This is a genomic window from Microbacterium karelineae, from assembly GCF_009745985.1.
Lineage (GTDB): Bacteria > Actinomycetota > Actinomycetes > Actinomycetales > Microbacteriaceae > Microbacterium > Microbacterium karelineae.
On sequence record NZ_WFIX01000182.1, the window covers coordinates 287,660 to 312,236 of the forward strand.

A 24,577-nucleotide genomic window follows, 5' to 3' on the forward strand; every position below is an offset into this window, starting at 1 on the left:
GGACCGCGTCGACCGGAGGATCCATGAATCACGCCACCGCCCCACGAGGGCGGGTACGGGTCGGCGCGGCAGTCGCGCTCCTCACCGCATTCCTCGCCGTGCTCGTCGGCCTCGCGCTCGCGCCGCAGCCGGCATCCGCCGCCGATGGCGACCCCTACACGCTCTCGGGCAACGTGCACCACGAGGGCGAGCCGCTCGAGGGCGTCGCGCTCGCGATCGACGGCCCCGGTGGCGAGCAGCTCGTCGTCACCGATGCCGAGGGGAGGTGGCAGGTGAAGGTGCCGGAGCGCGGCGCGACCTACACGGTCGCCCTCGACGAGGAGACCCTCCCCGACGGCGTGACGGTCATCGACGAGTCGGGCGAGGACGACTCGCCGAACGTCGTCGAGGCCGAGATGGGCGCGGGCGGTCGACTCGCCGTCAACTTCTTCATCGGCGAAGGCGAGCGCAACACCGTCGGCTTCGTCGATCAGCTCGTCGACCGCGTGTTCAAGGGCATCAACTTCGGCCTGATGCTCGCACTCGCCGCGGTGGGCATCTCGCTCGTGTACGGCACGACGAAGCTGTCGAACTTCGCGCACGCCGAGATGGTGACCTTCGGCGCGGTCGTCGCCTACGGACTCGCCGGCGCGGCGACGCTCGGCCTCCCGCTCTGGCTCGCGCTCATCCTCACGATCGTGCTCGCGGCGCTCATGGGCCTCGCCCTCGACGTCGCGCTGTGGAAGCCGCTGCGCCGCCGCGGCGCGGGCGTCGTGCAGCTCATGATCGTGTCGATCGGCCTGTCGCTCGCGATGCGGTTCATCTTCCAGTTCTTCATCGGCGGCGGCACCCTCCAGCTCCCTCCCCTCGCGGACACCGCCAAGATCCCGCTGTTCGGCGCCGTCGCCGTCAGCCCGATGGAGATGATGTCGATGGCGCTCTCGCTCGTCGTGCTCGTCGCCTTCGCGGCCTGGCTCACGTACAGCCGCGTGGGCAAGGCGACGCGCGCCATCAGCGACAACCCGGCGCTCGCGAGCGCCACGGGCATCGACGTCGACAAGGTCGTGCGCATCGTCTGGGTGCTCTCGGGCGCCATGGCCGGCCTGGCCGGCGTGCTCTACGCCTACTACCGCCCCGGGATCCGCTTCGACATGGGGATGCACATCCTGCTGCTCGTGTTCGCGGCGGTCACGCTGGGCGGGCTGGGAACCGCCTACGGCGCGCTCGTGGGCGCCCTCATCGTCGGCGTCCTCGTCGAGGTCTCGAGCCTGTGGATCCCCGCCGACCTCCGCTACGTCGGCGCGCTCTTCGTCCTCATCCTCGTGCTCCTCCTCCGACCACAGGGCCTCCTCGGCCGACGAGAGCGCATCGGTTAGGAGCCGCACATGGACTGGAATCTCATCATCGAGCAGTCGCTGCGATCGCTGCTCTCGCCCGCCACGATGGCGTTCGCGCTGGCCGGTCTCGGCCTCGCGCTCCACTTCGGCTTCACCGGCCTCCTCAACATGGGCGTCGCCGGCTTCATGGCCCTCGGCGCCTACGGATATGCGATCAGCGTCCTCACCTTCGGCTTCCCCTGGTGGGCCGGCGTGCTCGTCGGCGTCATCGCGTCCGCGCTGTTCGCCCTCGTGCTGGGGATCCCCACCCTCCGCCTCCGCGGCGACTACCTCGCGATCGCGACGATCGCCGCCGCGGAGGTGGTGCGGCTGTTCTTCCTGACGACCGCGTTCGACGAGGTCACGGGATCCGCCGACGGCCTCAGCGGCTATCACGCGTCGTTCCGCGACATGAACCCGATCCCGCCCGGCACCTACGGCTTCGGCCCGTTCGTCTACAACGAGACGGGCTGGTGGACGCGCCTCGTCGGCCTCGTGCTCGTCGCCGTCGCCGTGCTCGTCGTCTGGCTGCTCACGCGCAGCCCCTGGGGGCGCGTGCTCAAGGGGATCCGCGAGGACGAGGACGCCGTCCGCGCGCTCGGCAAGAACGTCTTCGCGTACAAGATGCAGGCGCTCGTCGTCGGCGGCGTCATCGCCGCACTCGGCGGCGTCGTATGGGCGCTCCCCAGCGCCGTCAATCCGAACACCTATATGACGTCGACGACGTTCTTCGTCTGGACGGCGCTGCTGCTCGGCGGCGCCGCCACGGTGTTCGGGCCGCTGCTCGGAGCCGTGCTGTTCTGGTTCGTGCGCACGCTCCTCGGCGTGCTCCTCCCGCAGCTCGTCGAGTCCGGGGTGCTCCCCTTCATGAGCTCGATCCAGGCGGCGACCCTCCGCGACATCCTCATCGGCGTCGCGCTCGTGCTCCTCGTCGTCTTCATGCCGCAGGGACTCCTCGGAAACAAGAAGGAGCTGACCTTTGTCAAGTGACAGCGTCTCCCCCGCCGGTCCCATCGCGCGCGCGAAGACGACCGGCCTGCACGTCGGCGAGGCCGCCCCCGGCGTGGCCAAGACGGATCCGATCATCGTGGTCGACTCGGTGACGCGGCGCTTCGGCGGCATGACCGCGGTCGACGTCGCGCACCTCGAGATCCCGCGGGGCGCCATCACGGCGCTCATCGGCCCGAACGGCGCCGGCAAGACGACCCTGTTCAACCTGCTCACGGGCTTCGACCAGCCGAACACGGGCGCGTGGTCGTTCGAGGGCAGGTCGCTCGCGAACGTGCCCGCGCATCGGGTCGCGCGGCGCGGCCTCGTGCGCACATTCCAGCTGACGAAGGCCCTCGGTCTCATGACCGTCATGGACAACATGAAGCTCGGCCAGACCGGCCAGCGGGGCGAGAGGTTCTGGCCGAGCCTCGTGCCGGCCCTGTGGCGGGCGCAGGATCGGGCGATCGAGGAGCGCGCCCTCGCGCTGCTCGAGAAGTTCCGGCTCGATGCCAAGAAGGACGACTTCGCGGCATCGCTCTCGGGCGGACAGCGCAAGCTGCTCGAGATGGCCCGCGCCCTCATGACGGATCCGACCCTCGTCATGCTCGACGAGCCGATGGCCGGCGTGAACCCCGCGCTCACCGAGAGCCTCCTCGAGCACATCCTCGACCTCAAGGACGCGGGGATGACGGTGCTGTTCGTCGAGCACGACATGCACATGGTCCAGCACATCGCCGACTGGGTCGTGGTGATGGCCGAGGGCCGCGTCGTGGCCGAGGGACCGCCCGCGGAGGTCATGACGGACAAGGCGGTGATCGACGCATACCTCGGCGCGCACCAGGATGTCGACCTCGGCGTCGTCACGGGGCGCATCGACGTCGTCGAGGAGGCCGCCGCTCCGCCCGTCAGCGCGGATGACATCGCCCGCGAGGGTCAGGCGGAAGCAGACGAGGAGGATCCCCGATGAGCGCAACACAGGACCGCAGGATCGTCGTGCGGGTCGACGATGTCACAGCCGGCTACCTGCCCGGCGTGAACATCCTCACGAAGTGCAACCTGACGGCGCGCGAGGGCGAGCTCATCGGCATCATCGGCCCCAACGGCGCCGGCAAGTCGACCCTGCTGAAGTCGATCTTCGGGCTCGTGCATGTGCGCGACGGCTCGATCGCGCTCGACGGCGAGGACATCACGAACCTCAGGGCGAACCAGCTCGTCGCGCGCGGCGTCGGATTCATCCCGCAGACCGACAACGTGTTCCCCTCGCTCACGATCGAGGAGAACCTGCAGATGGGCGTCTTCCAGAAGCCGTCCCTCTTCGCCGAGCGCCTCGCGTTCGTCACCGAGGTCTTCCCCGATCTCGCCCCGCGGCTGAAGCAGCGCGCGGGCGGCCTGTCGGGCGGCGAGCGCCAGATGGTCGCCATGGGACGCGCGCTCATGATGGATCCGAAGGTTCTGCTGCTCGACGAGCCGTCTGCGGGCCTGTCCCCCGTCCGGCAGGACGAGGCGTTCATCCGCGTCAGCGAGATCAACAAGGCGGGCGTGACGTGCATCATGGTCGAGCAGAACGCCCGCCGCTGCCTGCAGATCTGCGATCGCGGATACGTGCTCGACCAGGGGCACGACGCCTACACGGGCACGGGGCGCGAGCTGCTGCACGACCCCAAGGTCATGGAGCTCTACCTCGGGACCCTCGGATCCGAGCAGAACGCCGCGACGGGGGTCCACCGCCGCGTCGCCGAGTGACGCGTCAGGGCGCGCTCACGCGATCGGCGAGGATCGCCACGCGGCGCCCGTCGATGCGCGTGACGATGAGCGTCGCGGATCCGTCGCCCCGCAGCTTCAGCTTCCTCCGCAGCGCCGCAGGATCGATGTCGACGCCGCGCTTCTTGATCTCGAGGGTGCCGATGCCCCGCTCCCGCAGCGCCTTCCCGAGGACCTTCGGGTCGGCGGGGAGCGTCTCGCGCACCCGGAAGGACTGCGCGAACGGGCTCGTGGCCTCGGCGTCGCCCGTCAGGTAGGCGATGCCGTCGGCCACGGGGCCGGCGTCGAGCGCCCGCGCGACGTCGCCGACGAGGCGCGCGCGGATGACGGATCCCTCGGGTTCGTGCACGAATGCCCCGAGAGCGCGCACCGGCTCGTCCTCGACGTCTCCCGGCGCCGTGAGCTCGTGCGCGCTGTCACGGCGGATCACGAGGGCGGCGCGGCCGACGCCCGCGCGCGCGAGCGCGCCCGACCACAGCACGAGCTCGACGGTCGATCCGTCGACGCTGATCCACTGCGCCTCCACGCCGTCGGGGATCGCGTCGCGGTCGTGGGCCGGCCCGAGCTTGATCCCCGTCGGGAGGCGCTCCGCGAGCGCGAAGGCCCAGTCGAGGCGCGGCGAATAGTCGTCGGCCGACACGCGGCGCGTCTCGCTGTGGCCCGTCGTGCGGCGCGCGGGATCCATCCAGACGGCGTCGACGCCCGCGAGGTCGGTCTCCTCAGCGCGCGCGCAGCGCACCTCGACGGATCCGGCGCCGTCGCGGAAGGGCGAGAGGTTGTACGCGGCGAGCGCCGCCGTGACCTCGTCGGCGTCGACGGCGAGGACGCCCATGCCGAGCGATCCGAAGGCGATGGCGTCTCCCCCGATGCCGCAGCCGAGGTCGGCGACGCGCGCAAGGCCCGCCCTGACGAATCTGCCGGCGTGGTGGGCCGAGACCGACATGCGCGTCGCCTGCTCGATCCCCGCGCGGGTGAAGAGCATGCGATCCGCGAACTCGCCGAACTTCGCCCGCGCCCGCCGGCGCAGGCGCACCTGCCCCACGACGGCCGACACGAGATCGGGGCCGTGGCCCGCGCGGCGCAGCGTCGTGACGGTGCGCGCGACGTCGGCCTCGGTCTCGGCCGGATCGAGGCCGTCGACGAGCTCCATCGCCTCGGGCGTGAGCAGGGCGTCGAGCTCGGCGTGGTCCATCGCTCCAGCGTAGGACGCCGGCGGGTTGGCACTCACGTTGCGTGAGTGCCAATTTCCGCTCTACACTGACGATTAGCACTCTCGGGGTGAGAGTGCGAACCAACGTCTTCTGTCAGGACAGGAAAGCAGAGGTACACCGTGTCGGTTTCCATCAAGCCGCTCGAGGACCGCATCGTCATCAAGCAGGTCGAGGCTGAGCAGACCACGGCGAGCGGGCTCGTCATCCCCGACACCGCCAAGGAGAAGCCCCAGGAGGGCGAGGTCGTGGCGGTCGGGCCGGGTCGCATCGACGACAACGGCAACCGTGTTCCGCTCGACGTCGCGGTCGGCGACGTCGTTCTGTACAGCAAGTACGGCGGAACCGAGGTCAAGTTCGGCGCGGACGAGTATCTCGTCCTCTCGGCCCGCGACGTGCTCGCGGTCGTCGTGCGCTGACCCTCAAGGTCGCCTGAGAACCCCGGACGCATCGCGTCCGGGGTTCTTCGCATGTCGGGGGTCGTCTCTACGCTGGGGGCATGACCGATGAGCTCCCCGCCGATGTCGCCGACATCGCCGACGCCGTGACGACGAACCCCTGGGCGGCCTGGGGCGCCGTCGCCGTGGCTGCCGCCGCCGCGCTCGTCCTCGCGTTCGTCGTCGCCTGGGTGTTCGCCGCCGTCACGCGCCGGCTCGGGCGCCGCCACGAGGTGTTCCGCGAGCTGAGCCGCCGCTTCCCGCGGCCCGCGTTCTGGTTCGTCGCGGTGATCGGCTGGAAGGCCACCGTGCCGACGTTCTTCCCCGACGGCTTCGACGACCTGCGCGGCGCGGTCGACTACGGGCTCGACCTCGCGATCATCGCCGTCATCGGCTGGATCATCGGCAAGATCCTCATCTTCCTCATCGACGGGGCGATGCGCCGCCAGGACACGACGAGCGGCGACGAGTTCACGGCGCGCCGGCGCCGCACGCAGCTGCGCATGATCCGCCGCCTCGTGATCGCCGTGATCGCGGTGCTGACGATCGCCGCGATGCTCCTCACGATCCCCGGCGCCGAGACGTTCGGCGCCTCGCTGTTCGCGTCGGCCGGCGTCGCGTCGATCGTCGCGGGTCTCGCCGCGCAGTCCACGCTCGGCAACCTCGTCGCCGGCATCCAGCTGGCCTTCTCGAACGCCCTCAAGGTCGGCGACACCGTCGAGGTCGACGACCAGTTCGGCACGATCGAGGAGATCACCCTCACCTACGTCGTCGTGCAGATCTGGGACGATCGCCGCCTGGTGCTGCCGTCGACGCACTTCACGACGACGCCGTACACGAACTGGACCCGCAACCAGACCGAGCTCACCGGCACGGTGTTCGTCGAGGCCGACTACACGGTCGACGTCGCGGCCGTGCGCGCCGAGCTCGAGCGGATCCTCGATGCCAGCCCCGAGTGGGATCGCCGCGGCTGGGGCCTCATCGTCTCCGACGCGACGGGCGGCGTCGCCCAGCTGCGGGCGACCATGACGGCCGCGGACGGCGACCTGCTGTGGACCCTGCGCTGCCGGGTACGCGAGGAGCTCGTGGCGTTCCTCGGAACGCAGCGACCGCAGGACATGTCGCGCACCCGCATCGAGCTCGGCCGCGACGACTGACAGGATTCGTGCGGAGGTCGGCAGATCCCGCCGCCCTCGCCCGGCCACGCGAGACATAGTCTTCATCCGTGACCCTCGCGACCCCGACTCAGCCGATCCCCCTGCCCCGCACGCGCGCCCAGATGATGGGCGTCGCGTACGGGTTCGGTGCCTACCTCCTGTGGGGTCTGCTCCCGCTCTACTTCGTGCTGCTCGCCCCGACGGGCCCGTGGGAGACCCTGTCGTGGCGCGTGCTGCTGTCGCTCGCGTTCTGCGCGCTTCTCCTGACCGTCACGCGGGGCTGGGGTCGACTGCTGGCCGTGCTCCGCTCGCGCCGGCTCGCGCTGTGGAGCGCCGCCGCGGGCGTGCTCATCTACATCAACTGGCAGGTGTTCCTTTTCGCCGCCCTGTCCGATCGGGTCCTCGAAGCGAGCCTCGGATACTTCATCAACCCGATCGCGACCGTCCTGCTGGCCGTGCTCGTCCTCGGGGAGCGGATGCGCCCGCTGCAGTGGGTCGCCGTCGCCATCGCGGGCCTCGCCGTCGTCGTGATCGTCGTGTTCTACGGTGCCGTCCCGTGGGTCTCGCTCGTCCTCGCGGCCTCGTTCGCCGCGTACGGCCTCGTGAAGAAGCAGCACCTCGGCGAGCACGTCGACGCCGTCAGCGGGCTCACGCTGGAGTCGATGTGGCTCACCCCGATCGCGGCCGCCCAGCTCGTCGCCGTCGGCATGACGACGGGGATCACGTTCGGCCACCACGGCACCGCACACGCGCTGCTCGTCGGACTCGCCGGCATCGTCACGGCCGTGCCGCTGCTGCTGTTCGCCTCTGCGACGCGCCGCGTCTCGCTCACGACGATCGGGCTGCTGCAGTTCGCCGCCCCGATCCTGCAGTTCATCACGGGCGCGTTCCTCCTCGGGGAGGAGATGCCGCCGGAGCGCTGGGCCGGCTTCGCCCTCATCTGGGTCGCGTGCGTCGTCCTCATGGTCGACGTCGCCCGCAGCGAACGCCGGAGACGAAACACAACGCGTCGATCCTGAGAACATGCGGGAAATGCGCGGTCGATAGCGTCGCGGCACCGCGGACTCACAGCTGATCCATCCGAACCGCGGGCCAGACGAAAGGACCCAGCCGCCATGGTTCGATCCCGCACCGCCCTCGGCGCCGCCGCCTTCGCCGGCGTCGCCGCGCTCACCCTCGCCGGATGCGCGGGCGACACCAGCACGCCCGACGACGCCGACGATTCGATGTCGGAGGAGACGGAGGCGCTCGCCCCCACCACCGAGTTCGGCGACATCTCGCTGAAGCTCGGAACGGCGCTGCCGCAGACCGGCGACCTCGCCTTCCTCGGCCCGCCCGAGGAGGCCGGCGTCGCGTACGCGCAGCACCTCATCAACGAGTACTCCGAGACCACGGGCCTCGAGGTCGACCTCACATGGGGCGACTCGGGAGACCTCGTCAACCGCGCCTTCGAGACGGAGATCCCCCGCCTGCTCGGCGAGGACGTCTCCGCGATCATCGGCGCGGCCTCGTCCGGCGTCTCGCTGCAGTTCCTCGATCAGGTCGTCGGCGCGGACGTGATCCACTTCTCGCCGGCCAACACCTCGGACGCGTTCACGACGGCGGACGACAACGGCCTCTACTTCCGCACCGCGCCCAGCGACGTCCTCCAGGGAGAGGTGCTCGGCAACTTCATCGCGGAGCAAGGGCACGCCACCCTCGGCATGATCGTCCTCAACGACGCGTACGGCACGGGTCTCGCGAAGTACATCACCGAGGCGTTCGAGGCCGCCGGCGGCGAGGTCGTCGCCAACACGACGTTCAACCCCGGCGACACCACGTTCACCTCGCAGGTCTCGGAGGTGCTCGCCGAGGATCCCGACGCGATCGTCGTCCTGACCTTCGACCAGGCGAAGACGATCGTCCCGAACCTCGTCGACGAGGGCGTTCCCGCCGAGGAGATGTACTTCGTCGACGGCAACCTCGCCGACTACTCGGAGGACTTCCCCGAGGGAACCCTCGCCGGCGCGAAGGGCACCTACCCGGGCCCGACGCCGGAACAGGTGCAGGAGTGGGTCGACGACCTCAGGGACTTCGTGGCGGAGGACGGACGCGATGAGCTGAAGGACTTCACCTACGGCCCCGAGTCGTATGACGCGACGAACCTCATCGCCCTCGCCGCGCTCCGCGCGCAGTCGACGGAGGGGCCGGAGATCGCGGCCTATCTGCAGGAGGTCTCGGGCGGCTCGGGAGACGGCACGACGTGCACGACGTTCGCCGAGTGCGCCGACATCATCCTCGACGGCGGCATCGCCGACTACGACGGGATCTCGAGCCCCGTCACATTCGACGACGTCGGCGACCCGACCGAGGGGTTCATCAACATCTACGAGTACGGCGACGACAACACGTACGCCCCCTACGAGGGCTGACGCCTCCGGCTGCGGGCCCCGATCCATCCGGATCGGGGCCCGCAGCCGTTCGTCAGATCGTGAGCTCGGGAACGGCGAGCTGCGGCAGGATCCAGGTGAGCCAGTAGGCGCTGAACAGGATCGACACGCATCCGGCGAGGATCGCGGTCCAGCACCAGCGCCGCCGCTCGGTCCGCCGGAAGAGCGCGACGGCGCCGAGCACGGCGCCGATGATCCCGATCGCGGCGCCCCACGGCCCGAACCACGACACGACGATCCCGATCGCCGACAGCGTCACGGCGAGCACGCCGAGTCGCGTCACCTGCGGGCGGCGCTCGCGGCGCGTGAGAGGGCGATCTGCCACGTCGGGGTGGATCCACCCGAACGTCTCGGATCCGACGGTCGCGAGGGGACCCGAGCTCGAGGAGACGGTTCTCGAATCCATGGGCCGCTGCCCGGACGCGCTGGCCGAGACGGCACCCTCCTCGGGGGCCGCCTCGTTCGCGCGCGCCTCGATCATGCCGTCACGGCCTCCCGTTCGGCGACCTGGATCTCGGTCACGGGGAGCGTCGAGTCGGCCCCGAAGGCGAGTGTCGACGGCTCTCGCCCACTCGCGATGAGCTGCGCCGCGAGCGCCGCGATCATCGCGCCGTTGTCGGTGCACAGGCTGAGCGGAGGGATCCGCACCGTCACGTCGCGCTCGGCCGCGCGCGCAAGGGCGACCTCGCGCAGGCGGCGGTTGGCGATGACGCCCCCGCCGAGCAGCAGCCGGGGCACGCCGCGCGATGCGCACGCGTCGAGCGCCTTCGTGACGAGCACGTCGACGACGGCCTCGCGGAAGCTCGCGGCGACGTCAGCGGTCGGCACCTCGTCACCGGCCTGCTCGCGCTGCTCGATCCAGCGCGCCACCGACGTCTTGAGGCCGGAGAACGAGAAGTCGAACCGATGCCGCTCGAGGTCGCTCGCGCGCGACAGTCCGCGGGGGAAGCGGATGGCGGCGGGATCCCCGCCCTCGGCCGCGCGGTCGATCTGCGGGCCGCCGGGATAGGGCAGGCCGAGGATCCGCGCGACCTTGTCGAAGGCCTCACCCGCCGCGTCGTCGATCGTCTCGCCCAGCAGCTCGACGTCGCTCGTGAGGTCGCGCACGTGCAGGAGCGAGGTGTGCCCGCCCGAGACGAGCAGCGCGATGGTCGGGTATTCGAGCGGCTCCGTCTCCGGCGTCACGATGTCGGCGGCGATGTGGCCGACGAGGTGATTGACGGCGTAGAGCGGCTTCCCGAGCGCGAGCGCGAGCGCCTTCGCGGCGCCGACGCCGACCATGAGCGCGCCCGCGAGGCCGGGCCCGCTCGTCACGGCGACCGCATCGAGCTCGTCGAGCCGCACGCCGGCCTCGGCGACCGCGCGCTCGATGGCGGGCTGCAGCGCCTCGAGGTGGGCGCGGGCGGCGACCTCGGGCACGACGCCGCCGTAGCGCGCGTGCTCGTCCATGCTGCTCGCGATCGTGTTGCTCAGCAGGGTGCGGCCGCGCACGATCCCGATTCCGGTCTCGTCGCAGCTCGTCTCGATGCCGAGGACGAGAGGCTCGATGCGGTTCATCGCTGTGCTCCTGCGTGCTCGTGCGCCGCCCACGCCGTCAGGTCGAGGCGCATCACGACGGCGTCGACGTCGTCGGGCTGGTAGTACCGCGGCCGGCGGCCCAGCTCGGTGAAGCCCTCGCTCGCGTACAGCGCCGTCGCGACGGGGTTGTCGGCGCGCACCTCGAGGAACACCTCGCGGGCACGGCGCGCGGCGGCGTGCTCCAGCAGCGCCCGCAGCAGTGCGCGCCCCTGGCCATGCCCGCGCGCGTCCGGCGCGACGGCGATCGTCTGCACATCGGCGTCGCGTCCGCCCGCAAGGTGGCGCAGGCCCGCGTATCCGGCGACGCGCCCGTCCTCGTCGAGCACGATGTACCGGCCGTGCGGAGAGGCGAGCTCGGAGCGCATCGCCTCGTCGCTCCACGCGTCGGTCGGGAAGCTCGCGCGCTCGAGCGCCATGATCGCGTCGAGGTCGTCTGGTGTCGCGGTGCGGATCACGTGCTCACCCGCTTCACGGGGCCGGGGAGCTTCGCGTCGGGAGCCCGCAGGTAGAGCGGCTCCGCGATGTCGGGGATCCTGCCCGCGCGGATCGATCGCGCCGCGAGGATGCCCACGGCGCCGGCAGCGATCGAGGTCGTCGTTCCGAGATGAGGCGAAATCGCCGAGATCCCCTCGGATCCGGCTGACTCTGCCTCGTCTCGGCGAATATGCCTCGTCTCGGAACTCGGAACGAGATCGGGGCCACCCGTCCGCACGGGGATCCCCGCGTCGTCGAGGCCCGAATAGGTCGACACCGCGTTCTCGCGGCGGCGGGCGTCGGTGACGATCGCGAATGCCCCGGTGGGATCCCCCGCGAGGTGCTCGAGCGCCGCCGCGTCGTGGCTGACGACGGGAACGACGGGGATGCCCCGCCCCGTCGCGAAGGCGCGGGCTGCGGCGATGCCGATGCGCAGACCCGTGAACGGGCCGGGCCCCATGCCCGCCGCGACGTGTGTGATGTCGGCCGGGGCGACGCCCGCCTCGTCGAGCGCGCGCTCGAGCAGCGTGCCGATCACCTCGGCGTGGCCGCGCGGGCTCGCGCTGTCGGCCTGCGCGCGCACCTCGTCCGTCGCCGGGTCGACGACGGCGACGGAGGAGCCGAGCGAGGAATCGATCGCGAGAATCATCGGTTCCAGGGTATGCGTGCGCTCCTCAGAGCCCGCTGGCGGCACATTGCGTTACGACAACGGTCCGCGGGGCGTCGAGGTCGAGGTTCTCCGGATCCTCGTCGGCCTCGCCGATGGGCCGCGCGATCTCGACGTCCCACCACCGATCGGCGATGTGCGCGATCGCCTCCCGCCCCCACTCGATGATCGTCACTGACGCCTCGAGGTCGAGATCGAGGTCCTCGAGCTCTGCGGCGTCGGACAGCCGGTAGGCGTCGGCGTGCACGAGCGGGGCGCCGCCGGTGAGCGACGGATGCGTGCGGGCGAGCACGAACGTGGGGCTCTGGACGGGGCCGCGTACGCCGAGCCCGTCGGCGATCCCGCGCGTGAGCGTCGTCTTCCCCGCACCGAGCGGGCCCGTCAGGACGAGCACGTCGCCCGCCGCGAGCTCCGCGCCGATGCGGCGCCCGAGCGCCTCCATCTCGGCAGAGGTCGCGATGTCGTGCGCGCCCAGGATGTCATCGGGAACCATGGATCCATTCTCCCGGGTGGTCTCACTGCATGACGACGCCGATTCTGTCCCGATCCGGCCGACACGCCGGGAATCCGGGCATCGTCGTACAGAATCGGCGTCGTCGTGCATCCGCTGCCCACCGTGGTCGGGCCCCGTTGAACAGACCTACTCGACGACGGTGCGGCGGACGCGGGGGCCGATGCGGGTGACGATCTCGTAGTTGATCGTGCCCGCGGCGTCGGCCCAGTCGGCGGCCGACGGCGCGCCGCGCAGCGGATCCCCGAACAGCACGGCCTGGTCGCCGGGCGCGACGTGGGTGTCGCCGACGTCGACGACGAACTGATCCATCGCGATGCGGCCCGCGACGCGGAACCGGCGCCCATGGATCCGCACGGGGCCGACGTTCGATGCCTGCCGCGGCACGCCGTCGGCGTAGCCGAGGGGCACGAGCGCGAACGTCGTGTCGCGCTCCGCTCGGTACGTGTACCCGTAGGAGGCGCCATGTCCCGCCGACACGCGACGCACGGCGGCGATCGGCGCCCGCAGCGTCATGGCGGGCCGCAGCCCGAGGTCGGCGGCGGAGCGATCGTCGAACGGCGAGAGCCCGTAGATCCCGAGCCCCACACGCACGGCGTCGAGGCGCGTCTCCGGCAGGTCGATCGCGGCGGCGGTCGCGGCGAGGTGCCGGAGCCGAGGGGCGAGGCCCGCGGAGGTCGCGCCTGCGAGCGCCTCCTCGAACTGCCGCAGCTGGGCGACGTCCTCGTCGCGGCTCGCGCCAGACAGGTGGCTGAAGATGCCGTCGACACGCAGGCGCCCCTCGCGTTCGAGGCCCGCGGCCTCGGCGAAGAGCGCGGCCCACTCCTCGGGCGCGGCGCCGTTGCGTCCGAGGCCGGTCTCGAGCTTGAGGTGCGCGAGCGGCGTCCGCCCGCCGGCGTGCGCGGCGATGCGGCGCAGCTGGTCCAGGTCGGAGACGCCGATCTCGACGCCCTCCGCGATCGCCGGACCGAAGTCGGCGCCCGGCGCGTGCAGCCACGCGATGATCGGCGCGTGGATCCCGGCCTCGCGCAGCGCGAGCGCCTCCGCGACGTCCGCGACGCCGAGCCGGGTCGCTCCGCCGGCGAGCGCCCCGCGCGCGGCCGTGACGGCACCGTGGCCGTAGCCGTCCGCCTTGACGACGGCGATGAACTCGTGGGTGCCGGTCGCGGCCCGCAGCGCGCGCACGTTGTGCTCGATCGCCCCGCGGTCGATGATCGCCTCGCGCGCGACGCCGGATGCCGCGGTTCCCGTCATATCTCGAATTCTCCCACGCTCCACGTGCCGCTCCCATCTGCACGACGACGCCAGAAATCGTTCAGACGGGCCGGAGACGGCTGAATCACACGAATCCGCACAGAACTGGCGTCGTCATGCAGGAGGCTGTGTGCGACGTCACCCCTCCAGGATCGCGTAGGCGAGGGCGAGCCCGCCGTCGTGCGACAGCGACAGATGCCGGCGGGTCGCCCCGCGCGCGGCGAGGGTGCGCGCCGTCTCGCCCGTGACGACATAGCTCGGCGCCTGGCGCTCGCCGAGCCGCGGCACCTCGATCTCCTGCCAGCGCACGCCATCGGATCCGCCGAGCGCCTTGATGAGCGCCTCCTTCGCCGCGTAGCGGGCGGCGAGGGAGCGCAGCGGCAGCTCGCGCTCGTGCGGCGTGAACAGGCGCTCCATGAGGCGCGGCGAGTGCGCGATCTGCCCCTCGAAGCGATCGATGTCGACCATGTCGACCCCGATCCCGACGATCACGACGCGCCCTCAGTGCTCATGCCAGCAGTCTAGGTCGGGCTCCTGCCCGCTCCCCTTCCGGGCGGCCCCCAGCACAATGCAGTCGATTCGCGCCGGACGGGCCCGTGCGGCGCGAATCGGCCGAAATCCAGCCGGATCGACTGCGTTGTGCTGGCGGGGCGTGCTACTCGACCGTGACGGACTTCGCGAGGTTGCGCGGCTGGTCGACGTCGAGGCCCTTCGCCGTGGCGAGGCCCATCGCGAAGATGTGAAGCGGCACGACGGCGAGGATCGGCTCGAAGAGCGGGCTCGCGAGCGGGATCCGCAGCACCTCGTCGGCGTGCGGGAGCACCGCCGAGTCGCCCTGCTCGGCGATCGCGATGACGCGGGCGCCGCGCGCCCGGATCTCCTGGATGTTCGAGACGACCTTCGCGTGCAGCGTCGGCGCGCCGCCCGGCGACGGGACGACGACGAACACGGGCTGGCCCGGCTCGATGAGCGCGATCGGGCCGTGCTTCAGCTCGCCGGCGGCGAAGCCCTCGGCGTGGATGTACGAGAGCTCCTTGAGCTTGAGCGCGCCCTCGAGCGCGATCGGGTAGCCCACATGGCGCCCCAGGAACAGCACGGAGCGCGTGTCGGCCATCCAGTGCGCGAGATGCTCGATGCGCTCCTGCTCGTTCTCGAGGATCCACTGGATCTTCGCGGGAAGCTCGTCGAGCTGCGTGACGGCCGCGGCCGCGTCCTCCTCCGAGAGGGATCCGCGCACGCGCCCCAGGTGCAGCGCGAACAGGTACAGGGCGGTGATCTGCGCGACGAAGGCCTTCGTCGACGCGACGGCGACCTCGGGGCCGGCGTGCGTGTAGACGATCGCGTCGGATTCGCGCGGGATCGTCGCGCCCTGCGTGTTGCAGATCGACAGGGTCTTGGCGCCGAGGCGCGCGGCCTCCTTGATCGCCATGAGCGTGTCCATCGTCTCGCCCGACTGGCTGATCGAGATCACGAGCGTGTCGGGGCCGACGAGCGGATCGCGGTAGCGGAACTCGTGCGCGAGCTCGACCTCGACGGGGATCCGCGCCCACTGCTCGATCGCATACTTGCCGACGAGCCCTGCGTAGGCGGCGGTGCCCGCGCCCAGGATGACGATGCGCGTGATATCGGCGAACAGCTCGTCGAGTCCGTCGAGCTCGGGGATGACGACGCGGCCATCGCGGATCCGGCCGAGCACGGTGTTGGCGACGGCCTCGGGCTCCTCCGAGACCTCCTTCGCCATGAAGCTCGACCAGCCGCCCTTGTCGGCGGCAGACGCGTCCCAGGAGACCTCGAACGGCGACGGCTGAACGGGGTTGCCGTCGAAGTCGGTCACTGCGACGTCGTCGGGCGTGATCGCGACGATCTCGTCCTGGCCGATCGCGAGCGCGCGCCGCGTGTGCTCGACGAACGCGGCGACGTCGGATCCGAGGAAGTTCTCGCCCTCGCCGAGGCCGATGACGAGCGGCGAGTTGCGCCGCGCGCCGACGACGAGGCCCGGGTGGTCCTCGTGCGTCGCGAGCAGCGTGAACGCCCCGTCGAGTCGGTGCACGACGCCGCGGAAGGCGCCGACGAGGTCGCCGCCGTTCGCGCGGTACTCGCGGGCGAGCAGCGCCGCCGCGACCTCGGTGTCGGTCTCGCTGCGGAACGCGACGCCCTCCGCGACGAGCTCGGCCTTGAGGTCCGAGAAGTTCTCGATGATGCCGTTGTGGATGACGGCGAGGCGGTCGTCGTCGGCGAGGTGCGGATGCGCGTTCTCGTCGGTCGGGCCGCCGTGCGTCGCCCAGCGGGTGTGGCCGATGCCGGTCGTGCCGCCGCCGATCGGATCCGTCTCGAGCGCCTCACGCAGCGCCGAGAGCTTGCCGGCGCGCTTGCGCATGCCAAGCGTTCCGCTCTCGTCGATGACGGCGATGCCCGCGGAGTCGTATCCGCGGTATTCGAGGCGGGCGAGGCCCGCGACGAGGATGTCCTGGCTCTGCCGAGGACCGACGTATCCGACGATTCCGCACATGCGGGCAATCCTATGGCCGCCCACCTGGCAAACCCGCCAGCGGCACTCCCCCTACAGCTTGCGCAGGAGCACGCGTTCGACCGCGTGCTCGGCGCCCTTGCGCAGAACGAGCGTGCCGCGGTGCTTCGTCGGCTCGACGTTCGAGATGAGGTTCGGCAGGTTGATGTCGCTCCAGATGCCGCGCGCCGTCTCGATCGCCTCGTCGTCGGAGAGGTGCTGGAAGACGTTGAAGTACGACGCCGGGTTCGAGAAGGCGCCCGCACGCAGCTTCAGGAAGCGGTCGATGAACCACTTCTCGATGTTCATGCTGTCGGCATCGACGAAGATCGAGAAGTCGAACAGGTCGCTCACCGCGACGTCGTTCGGCGTGGGCGGGGGCTGCAGCACGTTGAGGCCCTCGACGATGAGCACGTCCGGGCTGCGCACGACGACCGACGCGTCGGGCATGATGTCGTACTTCACGTGCGAATAGAACGGGGCGCGCACCTCGGGCTCGCCCGACTTCACGCGCGTGACGAAGTCGACGAGCGCGCGACGGTCGTACGACTCGGGGAAGCCCTTGCGCCCCATGAGACCGCGGCGTTCGAGCTCCGCGTTCGGGTGGAGGAAGCCGTCGGTCGTCACGAGCTCGACGCGCGGGGTGTCGCCCCAGCGGCTCATCAGCTCGCGCAGCAGGCGCGCGACGGTCGACTTGCCGACGGCGACTGATCCGGCGACGCCGACGACGAACGGGATCCGCGGCTGCTCCTCGCCGAGGAAGCCCGCCAGCTCGGATCCGATCTGCCGCGTGCCGCGCGCCCACGCGCTCAGCAGGCGGCTGATCGGCAGGTACACGTCGCGCACCTCGTTCACGTCGAGGCGATCGCCGAGGCCGCGGATCTGCACGATCTCCTGCTCCGTGAGCGGCTGATCCATGCCCTTCGCCAGGCGCGCCCACTCCGCGCGGGGGATGTCGCGGTACAGGGAGAGCTGCAGTGCGCTGGTGGCGGGCATCATCCGAAACATGCTACCGGCGACGCCCCGTCTCGCTTGCCGGGGCGCCGCCGATCCGCTTCTCTCAGTCGCAGGGACTGCCGGGCGTCACCTGGCCGTTCGCCACGGCCGCGACCGTTCCCGTGAGGGTGTAGTCGGATCCGCCGTTGTTGTCCCACGTGCCGGCGCCGTCATTGAACGCCGCCGTCACATCCGCCCCGTCCGAGTCGATCGTGCGCGACACCCAGCCGCTGCACGCCGCCGCCATCTCCTCGCCGGGAACATCCGTCCACGCTCCGTCGCCGATCCGGTAGTGCGCGTTGTACGCACCCCAGTTCGCGTCGGTCGCGTAGAACACCGTCAGGTCGTCGCCGGGCTCCGGGGTCGGCGTCGACCCGCCCTCGGCCTTCGCGCCCGCGTGGATCGCGACGGCGCCGTCGCCCGGCACGGTCGCCGTGAACTCGCCGCCCGAGACGGCGATCGTCGACCCCGACCATGTGTCGCCGTCACGCTCGGCCGCGATCACGTCGTAGTACTCGCCGTCCGGCAGGCTCGTCGCGAAGGTCCGCGTCATCTCGCCGCCGCGGTTGATCGCGATGGTGCCCTGGTCGCCGCGGCTGAACGCGATCGCGTTCGAGCCGTTCGTCCACTGATCAGTGACGGGCTGGCCGTACGTCTGCACGCGGAAGCCGACCATGTTCTCGATGTCGTTCTGGGCGTGCGTGAAGGTCCAGCCGTTCTGGCCGTCGACAGGGTCGATCACGCGGCCGGATCCGTCGGTGACGGGGCCGGCGTCGAAGTCGCTGAACTCGTAGCCCGAGTGCACCGACGGGGATCCGTACGGCCACGCGAGCGTGAACATCTGCGCGAGGTCGTAGGCGGCTCCGTCCTTGTAGCTGAGCGTCTCGCCGTTGCGCTCGGTGTCGTGATTGTCGACGAACACCGCGGCGTCGGAGTGATCGAGGAAGCCTTCCCATTGGTCGCCGATCCCGACGGGGTCGATGAGCCAGTCGATGGATCCGCTGCCGAACGACTCCTTCATCTTGCGCGAGTACGCGAACTCGTGGATGTCGCCGATGCCGATGTACTCATCGGGCTGGACGGCCTCGCCGGGCGATCCGATGACCTCCTGCACGAGGTACAGGTCGTCGCGGTTCTGCACCCTGTTCCAGATCCCCCAGAGGTCCTCGGCCGAGATGTGCTTGACGGCGTCGACGCGGAACCCGGCGACGCCCATGCCGGCGAGCCTGTTCATGTATCCCGCGAGCTGCTGCCGCACATAGTCGGATCCGGTGTCCAGGTCGGCGAGATTGACGAGGTTGCACTCCTGGACCGCCCAGCGATCGTTCGTGTAGTCGCTTCCCTGGATGTCGCGTCGGCAGTCGTGGAAGTCCCACTCGGAGTACAGCCCCGGGTAGTCGTAGTGCGAGTAGGGCGATCCCGCCCACCCGATGCCCGCGTCGTCCTGCCCTGTCATGTGGTTGATGACGACGTCGGCGATGACGCCGACGCCCGCGTCGGCGCAGGTGTCGACCATGCTCTGGAACTCGGCCTCGGTGCCGAACCGCGACTCGAGCTGGTACGAGACGGGCTGGTAGCTCGTCCACCAGGGCGCGCCGAGGATGTGCTCCTGCGGAGGCGAGGTCTGCACGTAGCCGTATCCGGCGGGGCCGAGGTTGTCGGTGCACTCGCGCGCGATCGCGTCCCAGGTGTACTGGAACAGGACGGCCGTCGTGTCCTTGGGGCCCGGCGCCGCGGCCTGCGCCTCCTCAGCGGGGGCGATCGCCGCCGCGAGGGGCGCGGCGACGGCGAGCGCGCCCGCGACGGCGAGCGCGGCGCGCCATCGGGATCGGCGCCGCGGCGGATCGAGGGCGGCGTTGCGTGCAGGATTCATCGTGTGGCTGCTCCTTCGCAGGTGAGTCGCCGCCGCTCGGCTGTGAGCGCGACGCGGGCATGTCGCCATGCCCTCGGGCGAAGGTAGCGGGGCCGTGAACGATAAGCAAACGTTTTCATTCAGGTCGATTGAAGATGGAACGATTCCACTTCGGATCCCCGCATTTCCGGGCCAGATTTAAACGAAAGCGCTTCCACTGGTCGGCGCGCGTGTTCGCCTCCCGCTACCCTGACGCCGTGCGCCTCGGAGTTCTCGACATCGGTTCCAACACCGTCCACCTGCTCATCGCGAATGCGCAGCCGGGCGGACGCCCGCTCGCCGCGACGAGCGAGAAGCGCACCCTGCGCCTCATGCGGTACCTCACCGACGACGGCGCGATCTCGGCCGACGGCGTCGAGGCGATCCTCAAGGCGGTGCGAAAGGCGCGGAAGGTCGCGAAGAAGGAGGGCGTCGAGGAGCTGCTGGCCACCGCCACCTCCGCGGTGCGCGAGGCGGCCAACGGGCCCGAGGTGATCGAGCGGATCGAGGAGACGCTCGGCCAGCGGCTGCAGGTGCTCGGCGGATCCGACGAGGCGCGGTTCACGTTCCTCGCCGTACGGCGCTGGTTCGGCTGGTCGGCCGGACAGATCCTGCTGTTCGACATCGGCGGCGGCTCGCTCGAGGTCGCCGGCGGATCCGAGGAGCTGCCCCACATGGCCGAGTCGGTGCAGCTGGGCGCCGGCCGCATGACGGTGCGCCACCTGCCCGACGATCCGCCCGGCGATGAGGCCGTCGCACGCCTCGCGGCGCACGCCGAAGAGACGCTCGCGCCCTTGGCGACGCGCTTCGCACGGATCCCCAGGCCCGACCACGTCGTCGGCTCCTCGAAGACGATCCGCTCCCTCTCCCGGCTCGTCGGCTACAAGCGGCCCGGCTGGTCGGGAATCGACCGCTGGATGCTCCCCCGTGCGGCGCTCGGCGCGTGGATCCCGGTGCTCGCGCGGATTCCGGCGCAGTCGCGACAGGAGCTGCCCGGCATCACGGCCGACCGCACGTTCCAGATCACGGCGGGCGCCGTCGTGCTGCACGAGGCGATGAAGGCGCTCGACGTCGAGGAGCTCGAGGTGAGCCCGTGGGCGCTCCGCGAGGGCGTGCTGCTGCGCTACATCGAGGACATGGGCTGGTGAGGGCGGCGAGTACGGTGGAGGCATGACCTCCCCCTCCGATTCCGCCGGCTGCGGGTGCGGGTGCGGCACCCCCTCGCGCGACGCGTTCGTCCCCCTGACGACCCGGCCGGCGCACGCGCTGCCCCACGGCGATGACGCGCGCCACGCGATCGAACAGGCGCGGATCCCCGCGGGCCGCTTCGCGATGGGCGACTCGTCGGGCGACCGCAACCCCGCCGACGGCGAGGTCCCCGTGCACGAGGTCTCGATCAGCGCCTTCTCGATCGACGCGACGAGCGTCGCGAACGCCGACTTCGCGCGCTTCGTCGACGACACCGGCTACGTCACCGAGGCGGAGTCGTTCGAGTTCTCGGCCGTGTTCCACCTCGTGGTCGAGGCCGACGATGAGGACGTCCTCGGCGCGCCGCCCGCGACGCCGTGGTGGCTCGGCGTGAAGGGATCCGACTGGCGCCACCCGAACGGTCGGCACTCGTCGATCGACGGGCTGGACGACCACCCCGTCGTGCACGTGAGCTGGAACGACGCGCAGGCGTACTGCGCGTGGGCCGGTCGGCGCCTGCCGACGGAGGCCGAGTGGGAGTACGCGGCGCGCGGCGGCATCGACGGTGCGAAGTTCCCGTGGGGCGATGACGAGGTCGACGCGGGCGGCTGGCGCGCGAACATCTGGCAGGGCACCTTCCCGACCGAGAACACGCGCGAGGACGGCTGGATGACGACCGCCCCGGTGCGCTCGTTCGCACCCAACGGCTACGGGCTCTGGCAGCCCATCGGCAATGTGTGGGAGTGGTGCGACGACTGGTTCGACCCGAACGCGTATCGGCGCGGGTCCGCCGCGGATCCGCGCGGCCCCGAGCGCGGCGCGGCGCGTGTGCTGCGCGGCGGCAGCTACCTCTGCCACGACTCGTACTGCAACCGCTACCGCAACTCGGCACGCTCATCGAACACACCCGATTCGTCGATGGGCAACGCCGGCTTCCGCACTGTGGCCCTCGCAGAGGAGGCGGACGCGTGACCGATCGACGATTCCCCAGGCGGGTCTATCGCGAGGGCGGCGAGCCGGATCCGCGGTTCAGCCTCGCGAACGAGCGCACCTTCCTCGCGTGGCTGCGCACGGCGCTCGCGATGTACGCGGCTGCGTTCGCGCTGGAGGCGCTCGAGCTGCCCGCCGCGACCGGCTGGCGCCTCGCGGCGGCCGCCGTATTCCTCGTGCTCGGCACGATCGGATCCGTGCAGGCGTGGATCGGGTGGGCGCGCACCGAGACGTCGCTGCGGCGCAACGAGCCGCTGCCGGGCCTCGCGGTCGGGGGAATCGTCGTCGTCGGCGTGATCGTCGCCGTCGCGCTCGTCGTGATCGGCATGTTCGTGCCATGACCTCGCACGAGATCTTCGATCCGGGTCTGCAGCCCGAGCGGACCCTGCTCGCCTGGCGCCGCACGTGCCTCGCGTTCGCGCTCGCGAGCCTCATCGGGGCGCGCTTCACGATCGACGCGCTCGGCGTGTTCGCCGTCGTCGTCGGCATCCTCGGGGCGGGCCTCGCGGCCGCGGCCTACTTCGCCGCCGCCTTCGGGTATCAGCGCGCCCAGCGGGCCCTGCACGCGCACGGCGGATCGGGCACGACGGGCATGCCGATCGCCCTCGCGACGGGCGCGGCCCTGCTCGTCGGCCTGGCCTGCGCGGCGTTCATCGCCGTGGGCACGCTCAACGGTTGAGGGACCGCTGCGCGGGGCACTATCTCACGGCCGCGTCCCGCGCGCTCGTTCCTCCCCGCTGCGCGCCCCAATCGCCGCTGGCGCGCCGACCGGGGACCCCGTGCGCGCGGCGTGGGCCCAACGCACTCGCCAGACCCGAGCCAGCGGCCGTGAGAAAGCACGCCGCTCCGCTCACGTCAGCTCCTACTGACCTCGTCACAGCGCGAGGCGGTCGCGGACGACCTGCGCGAGCCGCTCGGCGGCGTCGTGCGCCGTCTTCTCGTCGGCGGCCTCGACCATGACGCGCACGAGCGCCTCGGTGCCCGAGGGGCGCAGGAGCACGCGACCGGTGTCGCCGAGCTCGGCCGCGACGGCGGCGACGGCGCTCTGCACGCCCTCATCGTCGACGCGCGACTTGTCGACGCCCGTCACGTTGATCATCGTCTGCGGCAGCACCGTCATGATCGACGCGAGCTCCGCGAGGGACTTCCCCGTGCGCGCCATCTCGCCCACGATCTGCAGGCCCGTGAGCAGGCCGTCGCCCGTGGTCGAGTGCTCGTTCATGATGACGTGCCCCGACTGCTCGCCGCCGAGCGAGTAGCCGTCGCGGTTCATCGCTTCGAGGACGTAGCGGTCGCCCACCGCGGTCTGGAGCACGCGGATCCCCCGCTCCTCCATCGCGATCTTCAGCCCGAGGTTGCTCATGACCGTCGCGACGAGCGTGTCGGCCGCGAGCATGCCGCGCTCGTGCAGCGAGGCGGCGAGGATCGCCATGATCTGGTCGCCGTCGATCGTGCGCCCGGCCGCGTCGACCGCGAGGCACCGATCGGCGTCGCCGTCGTGTGCGATCCCGACGTCGGCGCCCAGGGCGACCACCGTATCGGCGAGGCCGTCGAGGTGCGTGGATCCGACGCCGTCGTTGATGTTGAGACCGTCGGGGTCGGCGCCGATGACGGTCACCTTCGCGCCCGCGTCGGCGAACATCTGCGGCGAGACGCCGGAGGCGGCTCCGTTCGCGCAGTCGATGACGACGTGGATCCCGTCGAGGCGCGCCGGGAGCGTGCCGAGCAGGTGCAGGACGTAGCGGTCCTCAGCGTCGGCGAAGCGCGCGATGCGTCCGACGTCGCCGCCCGTGGGCAGCAGCTTCGGTCGCTCGAGGTAGCGCTCGATGCGCTCTTCGACGACATCGGGCAGCTTGATGCCGCCGTGCGCGAAGATCTTGATCCCGTTGTCGTGCGCCGGGTTGTGCGACGCCGAGATCATGACGCCGAAGTCCGCATCGAAGTCGTTCACGAGGAACGCGAGCGCGGGCGTCGGGATGACCCCCGCGTCGTAGACGTCGACCCCGCTCGAGGCGAGACCCGCCGCGACCGCCGCCCCCAGGAAGTCCCCCGAGATGCGCGGATCGCGCGCGATGACCGCCTTGGCGCGGCGGCCCTCGGCGCGACGCGCCTCGGCGGAACGCCCCTGGCCCAGGACGACGGCAGTCGCCTGGGCCAGGGAGAGAGCAAGGTCGGCGGTGAGGACTCCGTTGGCGAGTCCTCGAACGCCATCCGTGCCGAAGAGAGCCATCAGCCCTCGATCAGCGCTTCGAGAACTGCGATGCCTTGCGGGCCTTCTTGAGACCGGCCTTCTTGCGCTCGATGACGCGAGCGTCGCGCGTGAGGAAGCCGGCCTTCTTGAGGGCGGGACGGTTGTTGTCGCGGTCGATCTCGTTGAGAGCGCGCGCGATCGCGAGGCGGAGCGCGCCGGCCTGACCCGAGGGGCCACCGCCGTTGATGCGCGCGATCACGTCGTACGAGCCCGAGAGGCCGAGGAGCGTGAAGGGGTCGGTGATGAGCTGCTGGTGGAGCTTGTTGGGGAAGTACTCCTCCAGCGGGCGGCCGTTCACCGTGAAGGCACCCGAGCCGGGGTTCAGCCGCGCGCGGGCGATGGCCTGCTTGCGACGGCCCACTGCGGCGCCGGGGACGCTGACAACGGGGCGCGGAGCCTCGACCTCGGCCTCGGCCGGGGTCTCGGTGGAGTAGTTCTGAACGTCTTCAGTCACGAGTTGGTCCTTTTAGCCGCGGCGCTTACTGGGCGACCTGGTCGAGGGTGTACGTCTGGGGCTGCTGAGCGGCGTGCGGGTGCTCGGCACCGGCGTACACCTTGAGCTTCGACAGCTGCTCACGCCCCAGCGTGTTCTTGGGGAGCATGCCGCGGACGGCCTTCTCGACGGCGCGAACCGGGTTCTTCGCGAGGAGCTCCTCGTAGTTGACCGACTTCAGCCCGCCCGGGAAGCCCGAGTGGCGGTAGGCGCGCTTGTTCTGCGCCTTGTTGCCCGTGAGGGCGACCTTGCCGGCGTTGACGATGACGACGTAGTCGCCCATGTCGACGTGGGGAGCGAAGGTGGTCTTGTGCTTGCCGCGAAGGAGCGCGGCGGTGTGCGAGGCGAGGCGGCCGAGAACGACGTCGGTTGCGTCGATCACGAGCCACTTGCGCTGAGCGTCACCGGCCTTCGGGGTGTAAGTGCGCGTCACGATAGTGC

Annotated in this window: 26 protein-coding genes; 12 read left to right on the forward strand and 14 right to left on the reverse strand. The window is 71.0% G+C overall.

All coding sequences use genetic code 11. The features are described 5' to 3' along the window. Positions 1 to 23: 23 nt before the first annotated feature. Genes GB932_RS10370 through GB932_RS10385 form a run of 4 tightly spaced genes read left to right on the forward strand, consistent with a single transcriptional unit; the run spans position 24 to position 4,088 of the window. Positions 24 to 1,355, forward strand: coding sequence for a branched-chain amino acid ABC transporter permease (locus tag GB932_RS10370; protein WP_156760612.1), 1,332 nt, complete (start codon positions 24 to 26; stop codon positions 1,353 to 1,355). Between the two features lie 9 nt (positions 1,356 to 1,364). After that, positions 1,365 to 2,345 (forward strand): branched-chain amino acid ABC transporter permease, encoded by a 981-nt coding sequence (locus GB932_RS10375; protein ID WP_156760613.1) that lies wholly within the window; start codon positions 1,365 to 1,367, stop codon positions 2,343 to 2,345. 22 nt (positions 2,346 to 2,367) lie between these two features. After that, a complete protein-coding gene (locus GB932_RS10380; RefSeq protein ID WP_231916130.1) occupies positions 2,368 to 3,312 on the forward strand; it encodes an ABC transporter ATP-binding protein in 945 nt (314 codons plus the stop codon). After that, entirely contained in the window at positions 3,309 to 4,088 is a 780-nt protein-coding gene (locus GB932_RS10385) for an ABC transporter ATP-binding protein (protein WP_156760615.1), read from the forward strand. Before GB932_RS10380 ends, GB932_RS10385 begins: the two co-directional genes overlap by 4 nt. 4 nt (positions 4,089 to 4,092) lie before the next feature. Here GB932_RS10385 and GB932_RS10390 read toward each other — a convergent pair whose 3' ends face one another. Continuing rightward, positions 4,093 to 5,298, reverse strand: coding sequence for a THUMP-like domain-containing protein (locus GB932_RS10390; RefSeq protein ID WP_156760616.1), 1,206 nt, complete (start codon positions 5,296 to 5,298; stop codon positions 4,093 to 4,095). A gap of 138 nt (positions 5,299 to 5,436) precedes the next feature. On the opposite strand from GB932_RS10390, the gene groES reads away from it, so the two are divergent. From groES to GB932_RS10410, 4 genes are all read left to right on the forward strand, one after another. Then, entirely contained in the window at positions 5,437 to 5,733 is a 297-nt protein-coding gene (groES, locus tag GB932_RS10395) for a co-chaperone GroES (RefSeq protein ID WP_156760617.1), read from the forward strand. 80 nt (positions 5,734 to 5,813) lie between these two features. Further along, positions 5,814 to 6,908 carry a mechanosensitive ion channel family protein gene (locus tag GB932_RS10400; protein ID WP_156760618.1) on the forward strand — a complete coding sequence of 365 codons (1,095 nt, stop codon included), beginning with the start codon at positions 5,814 to 5,816 and terminating at the stop codon, positions 6,906 to 6,908. Between the two features lie 122 nt (positions 6,909 to 7,030). Continuing rightward, on the forward strand, positions 7,031 to 7,927 hold the full coding sequence (gene rarD, locus GB932_RS10405) for an EamA family transporter RarD (protein ID WP_156760726.1): 897 nt from the start codon (positions 7,031 to 7,033) through the stop codon (positions 7,925 to 7,927). A gap of 96 nt (positions 7,928 to 8,023) precedes the next feature. Then, the gene (locus tag GB932_RS10410; protein ID WP_156760619.1) at positions 8,024 to 9,319 is read left to right on the forward strand and encodes an ABC transporter substrate-binding protein; all 1,296 of its coding nucleotides are present in this window, start codon (positions 8,024 to 8,026) and stop codon (positions 9,317 to 9,319) included. 52 nt (positions 9,320 to 9,371) lie between these two features. Here GB932_RS10410 and GB932_RS10415 read toward each other — a convergent pair whose 3' ends face one another. From GB932_RS10415 to GB932_RS10460, 10 genes are all read right to left on the reverse strand, one after another. Next, positions 9,372 to 9,818, reverse strand: coding sequence for a hypothetical protein (locus tag GB932_RS10415; RefSeq protein WP_156760620.1), 447 nt, complete (start codon positions 9,816 to 9,818; stop codon positions 9,372 to 9,374). Beyond that, complete coding sequence (gene tsaD / locus GB932_RS10420; RefSeq protein WP_156760621.1) at positions 9,815 to 10,894, reverse strand: tRNA (adenosine(37)-N6)-threonylcarbamoyltransferase complex transferase subunit TsaD; 1,080 nt, start codon at positions 10,892 to 10,894, stop codon at positions 9,815 to 9,817. The genes GB932_RS10415 and tsaD overlap by 4 nt, the downstream gene beginning before the upstream one ends. Continuing rightward, on the reverse strand, positions 10,891 to 11,331 hold the full coding sequence (gene rimI, locus GB932_RS10425; protein ID WP_156760727.1) for a ribosomal protein S18-alanine N-acetyltransferase: 441 nt from the start codon (positions 11,329 to 11,331) through the stop codon (positions 10,891 to 10,893). Before rimI ends, tsaD begins: the two co-directional genes overlap by 4 nt. Positions 11,332 to 11,366: 35 nt before the next feature. Beyond that, positions 11,367 to 12,038, reverse strand: coding sequence for a tRNA (adenosine(37)-N6)-threonylcarbamoyltransferase complex dimerization subunit type 1 TsaB (gene tsaB, locus GB932_RS10430; protein WP_156760622.1), 672 nt, complete (start codon positions 12,036 to 12,038; stop codon positions 11,367 to 11,369). A 25-nt stretch (positions 12,039 to 12,063) separates the two neighbouring features. After that, on the reverse strand, positions 12,064 to 12,549 hold the full coding sequence (gene tsaE, locus GB932_RS10435) for a tRNA (adenosine(37)-N6)-threonylcarbamoyltransferase complex ATPase subunit type 1 TsaE (protein WP_156760623.1): 486 nt from the start codon (positions 12,547 to 12,549) through the stop codon (positions 12,064 to 12,066). A 147-nt stretch (positions 12,550 to 12,696) separates the two neighbouring features. Then, positions 12,697 to 13,821 carry an alanine racemase gene (alr, locus tag GB932_RS10440; RefSeq protein WP_156760624.1) on the reverse strand — a complete coding sequence of 375 codons (1,125 nt, stop codon included), beginning with the start codon at positions 13,819 to 13,821 and terminating at the stop codon, positions 12,697 to 12,699. A gap of 138 nt (positions 13,822 to 13,959) precedes the next feature. Further along, a complete protein-coding gene (locus GB932_RS10445; RefSeq protein ID WP_156760625.1) occupies positions 13,960 to 14,313 on the reverse strand; it encodes a holo-ACP synthase in 354 nt (117 codons plus the stop codon). A 163-nt stretch (positions 14,314 to 14,476) separates the two neighbouring features. Further along, a complete protein-coding gene (gene glmS / locus GB932_RS10450; protein ID WP_156760626.1) occupies positions 14,477 to 16,330 on the reverse strand; it encodes a glutamine--fructose-6-phosphate transaminase (isomerizing) in 1,854 nt (617 codons plus the stop codon). Positions 16,331 to 16,381: 51 nt separating this feature from the next. Next, positions 16,382 to 17,326 (reverse strand): type I pantothenate kinase, encoded by a 945-nt coding sequence (gene coaA / locus GB932_RS10455; RefSeq protein ID WP_156760627.1) that lies wholly within the window; start codon positions 17,324 to 17,326, stop codon positions 16,382 to 16,384. A gap of 61 nt (positions 17,327 to 17,387) precedes the next feature. Then, positions 17,388 to 19,196, reverse strand: a complete 1,809-nt coding sequence (locus GB932_RS10460; protein ID WP_156760628.1) for a carbohydrate binding domain-containing protein — start codon at positions 19,194 to 19,196, stop codon at positions 17,388 to 17,390. Positions 19,197 to 19,432: 236 nt separating this feature from the next. On the opposite strand from GB932_RS10460, the gene GB932_RS10465 reads away from it, so the two are divergent. The 4 genes from GB932_RS10465 to GB932_RS10480 are packed head-to-tail and all read left to right on the forward strand — an operon-like array spanning position 19,433 to position 22,071. After that, positions 19,433 to 20,362: a Ppx/GppA phosphatase family protein gene (locus GB932_RS10465; protein ID WP_156760629.1), complete on the forward strand. Its 930-nt coding sequence runs from the start codon at positions 19,433 to 19,435 to the stop codon at positions 20,360 to 20,362. Positions 20,363 to 20,384: 22 nt separating this feature from the next. Beyond that, a complete protein-coding gene (locus GB932_RS10470; RefSeq protein ID WP_197517424.1) occupies positions 20,385 to 21,374 on the forward strand; it encodes a formylglycine-generating enzyme family protein in 990 nt (329 codons plus the stop codon). Further along, positions 21,371 to 21,733: a YidH family protein gene (locus GB932_RS10475; RefSeq protein WP_156760630.1), complete on the forward strand. Its 363-nt coding sequence runs from the start codon at positions 21,371 to 21,373 to the stop codon at positions 21,731 to 21,733. Before GB932_RS10470 ends, GB932_RS10475 begins: the two co-directional genes overlap by 4 nt. Further along, positions 21,730 to 22,071, forward strand: coding sequence for a DUF202 domain-containing protein (locus GB932_RS10480; protein WP_156760631.1), 342 nt, complete (start codon positions 21,730 to 21,732; stop codon positions 22,069 to 22,071). Before GB932_RS10475 ends, GB932_RS10480 begins: the two co-directional genes overlap by 4 nt. A gap of 195 nt (positions 22,072 to 22,266) precedes the next feature. On the opposite strand, the gene glmM is transcribed toward GB932_RS10480, so the two are convergent. From glmM to rplM, 3 genes are read right to left on the reverse strand one after another with little or no spacing between them, the layout of a single operon-like run. Next, on the reverse strand, positions 22,267 to 23,625 hold the full coding sequence (gene glmM / locus GB932_RS10485; RefSeq protein WP_197517437.1) for a phosphoglucosamine mutase: 1,359 nt from the start codon (positions 23,623 to 23,625) through the stop codon (positions 22,267 to 22,269). Positions 23,626 to 23,632: 7 nt separating this feature from the next. Beyond that, complete coding sequence (rpsI, locus tag GB932_RS10490) at positions 23,633 to 24,097, reverse strand: 30S ribosomal protein S9 (protein WP_156760633.1); 465 nt, start codon at positions 24,095 to 24,097, stop codon at positions 23,633 to 23,635. Between the two features lie 25 nt (positions 24,098 to 24,122). Then, complete coding sequence (rplM, locus tag GB932_RS10495; RefSeq protein WP_156760634.1) at positions 24,123 to 24,569, reverse strand: 50S ribosomal protein L13; 447 nt, start codon at positions 24,567 to 24,569, stop codon at positions 24,123 to 24,125. Positions 24,570 to 24,577: the final 8 nt, after the last annotated feature.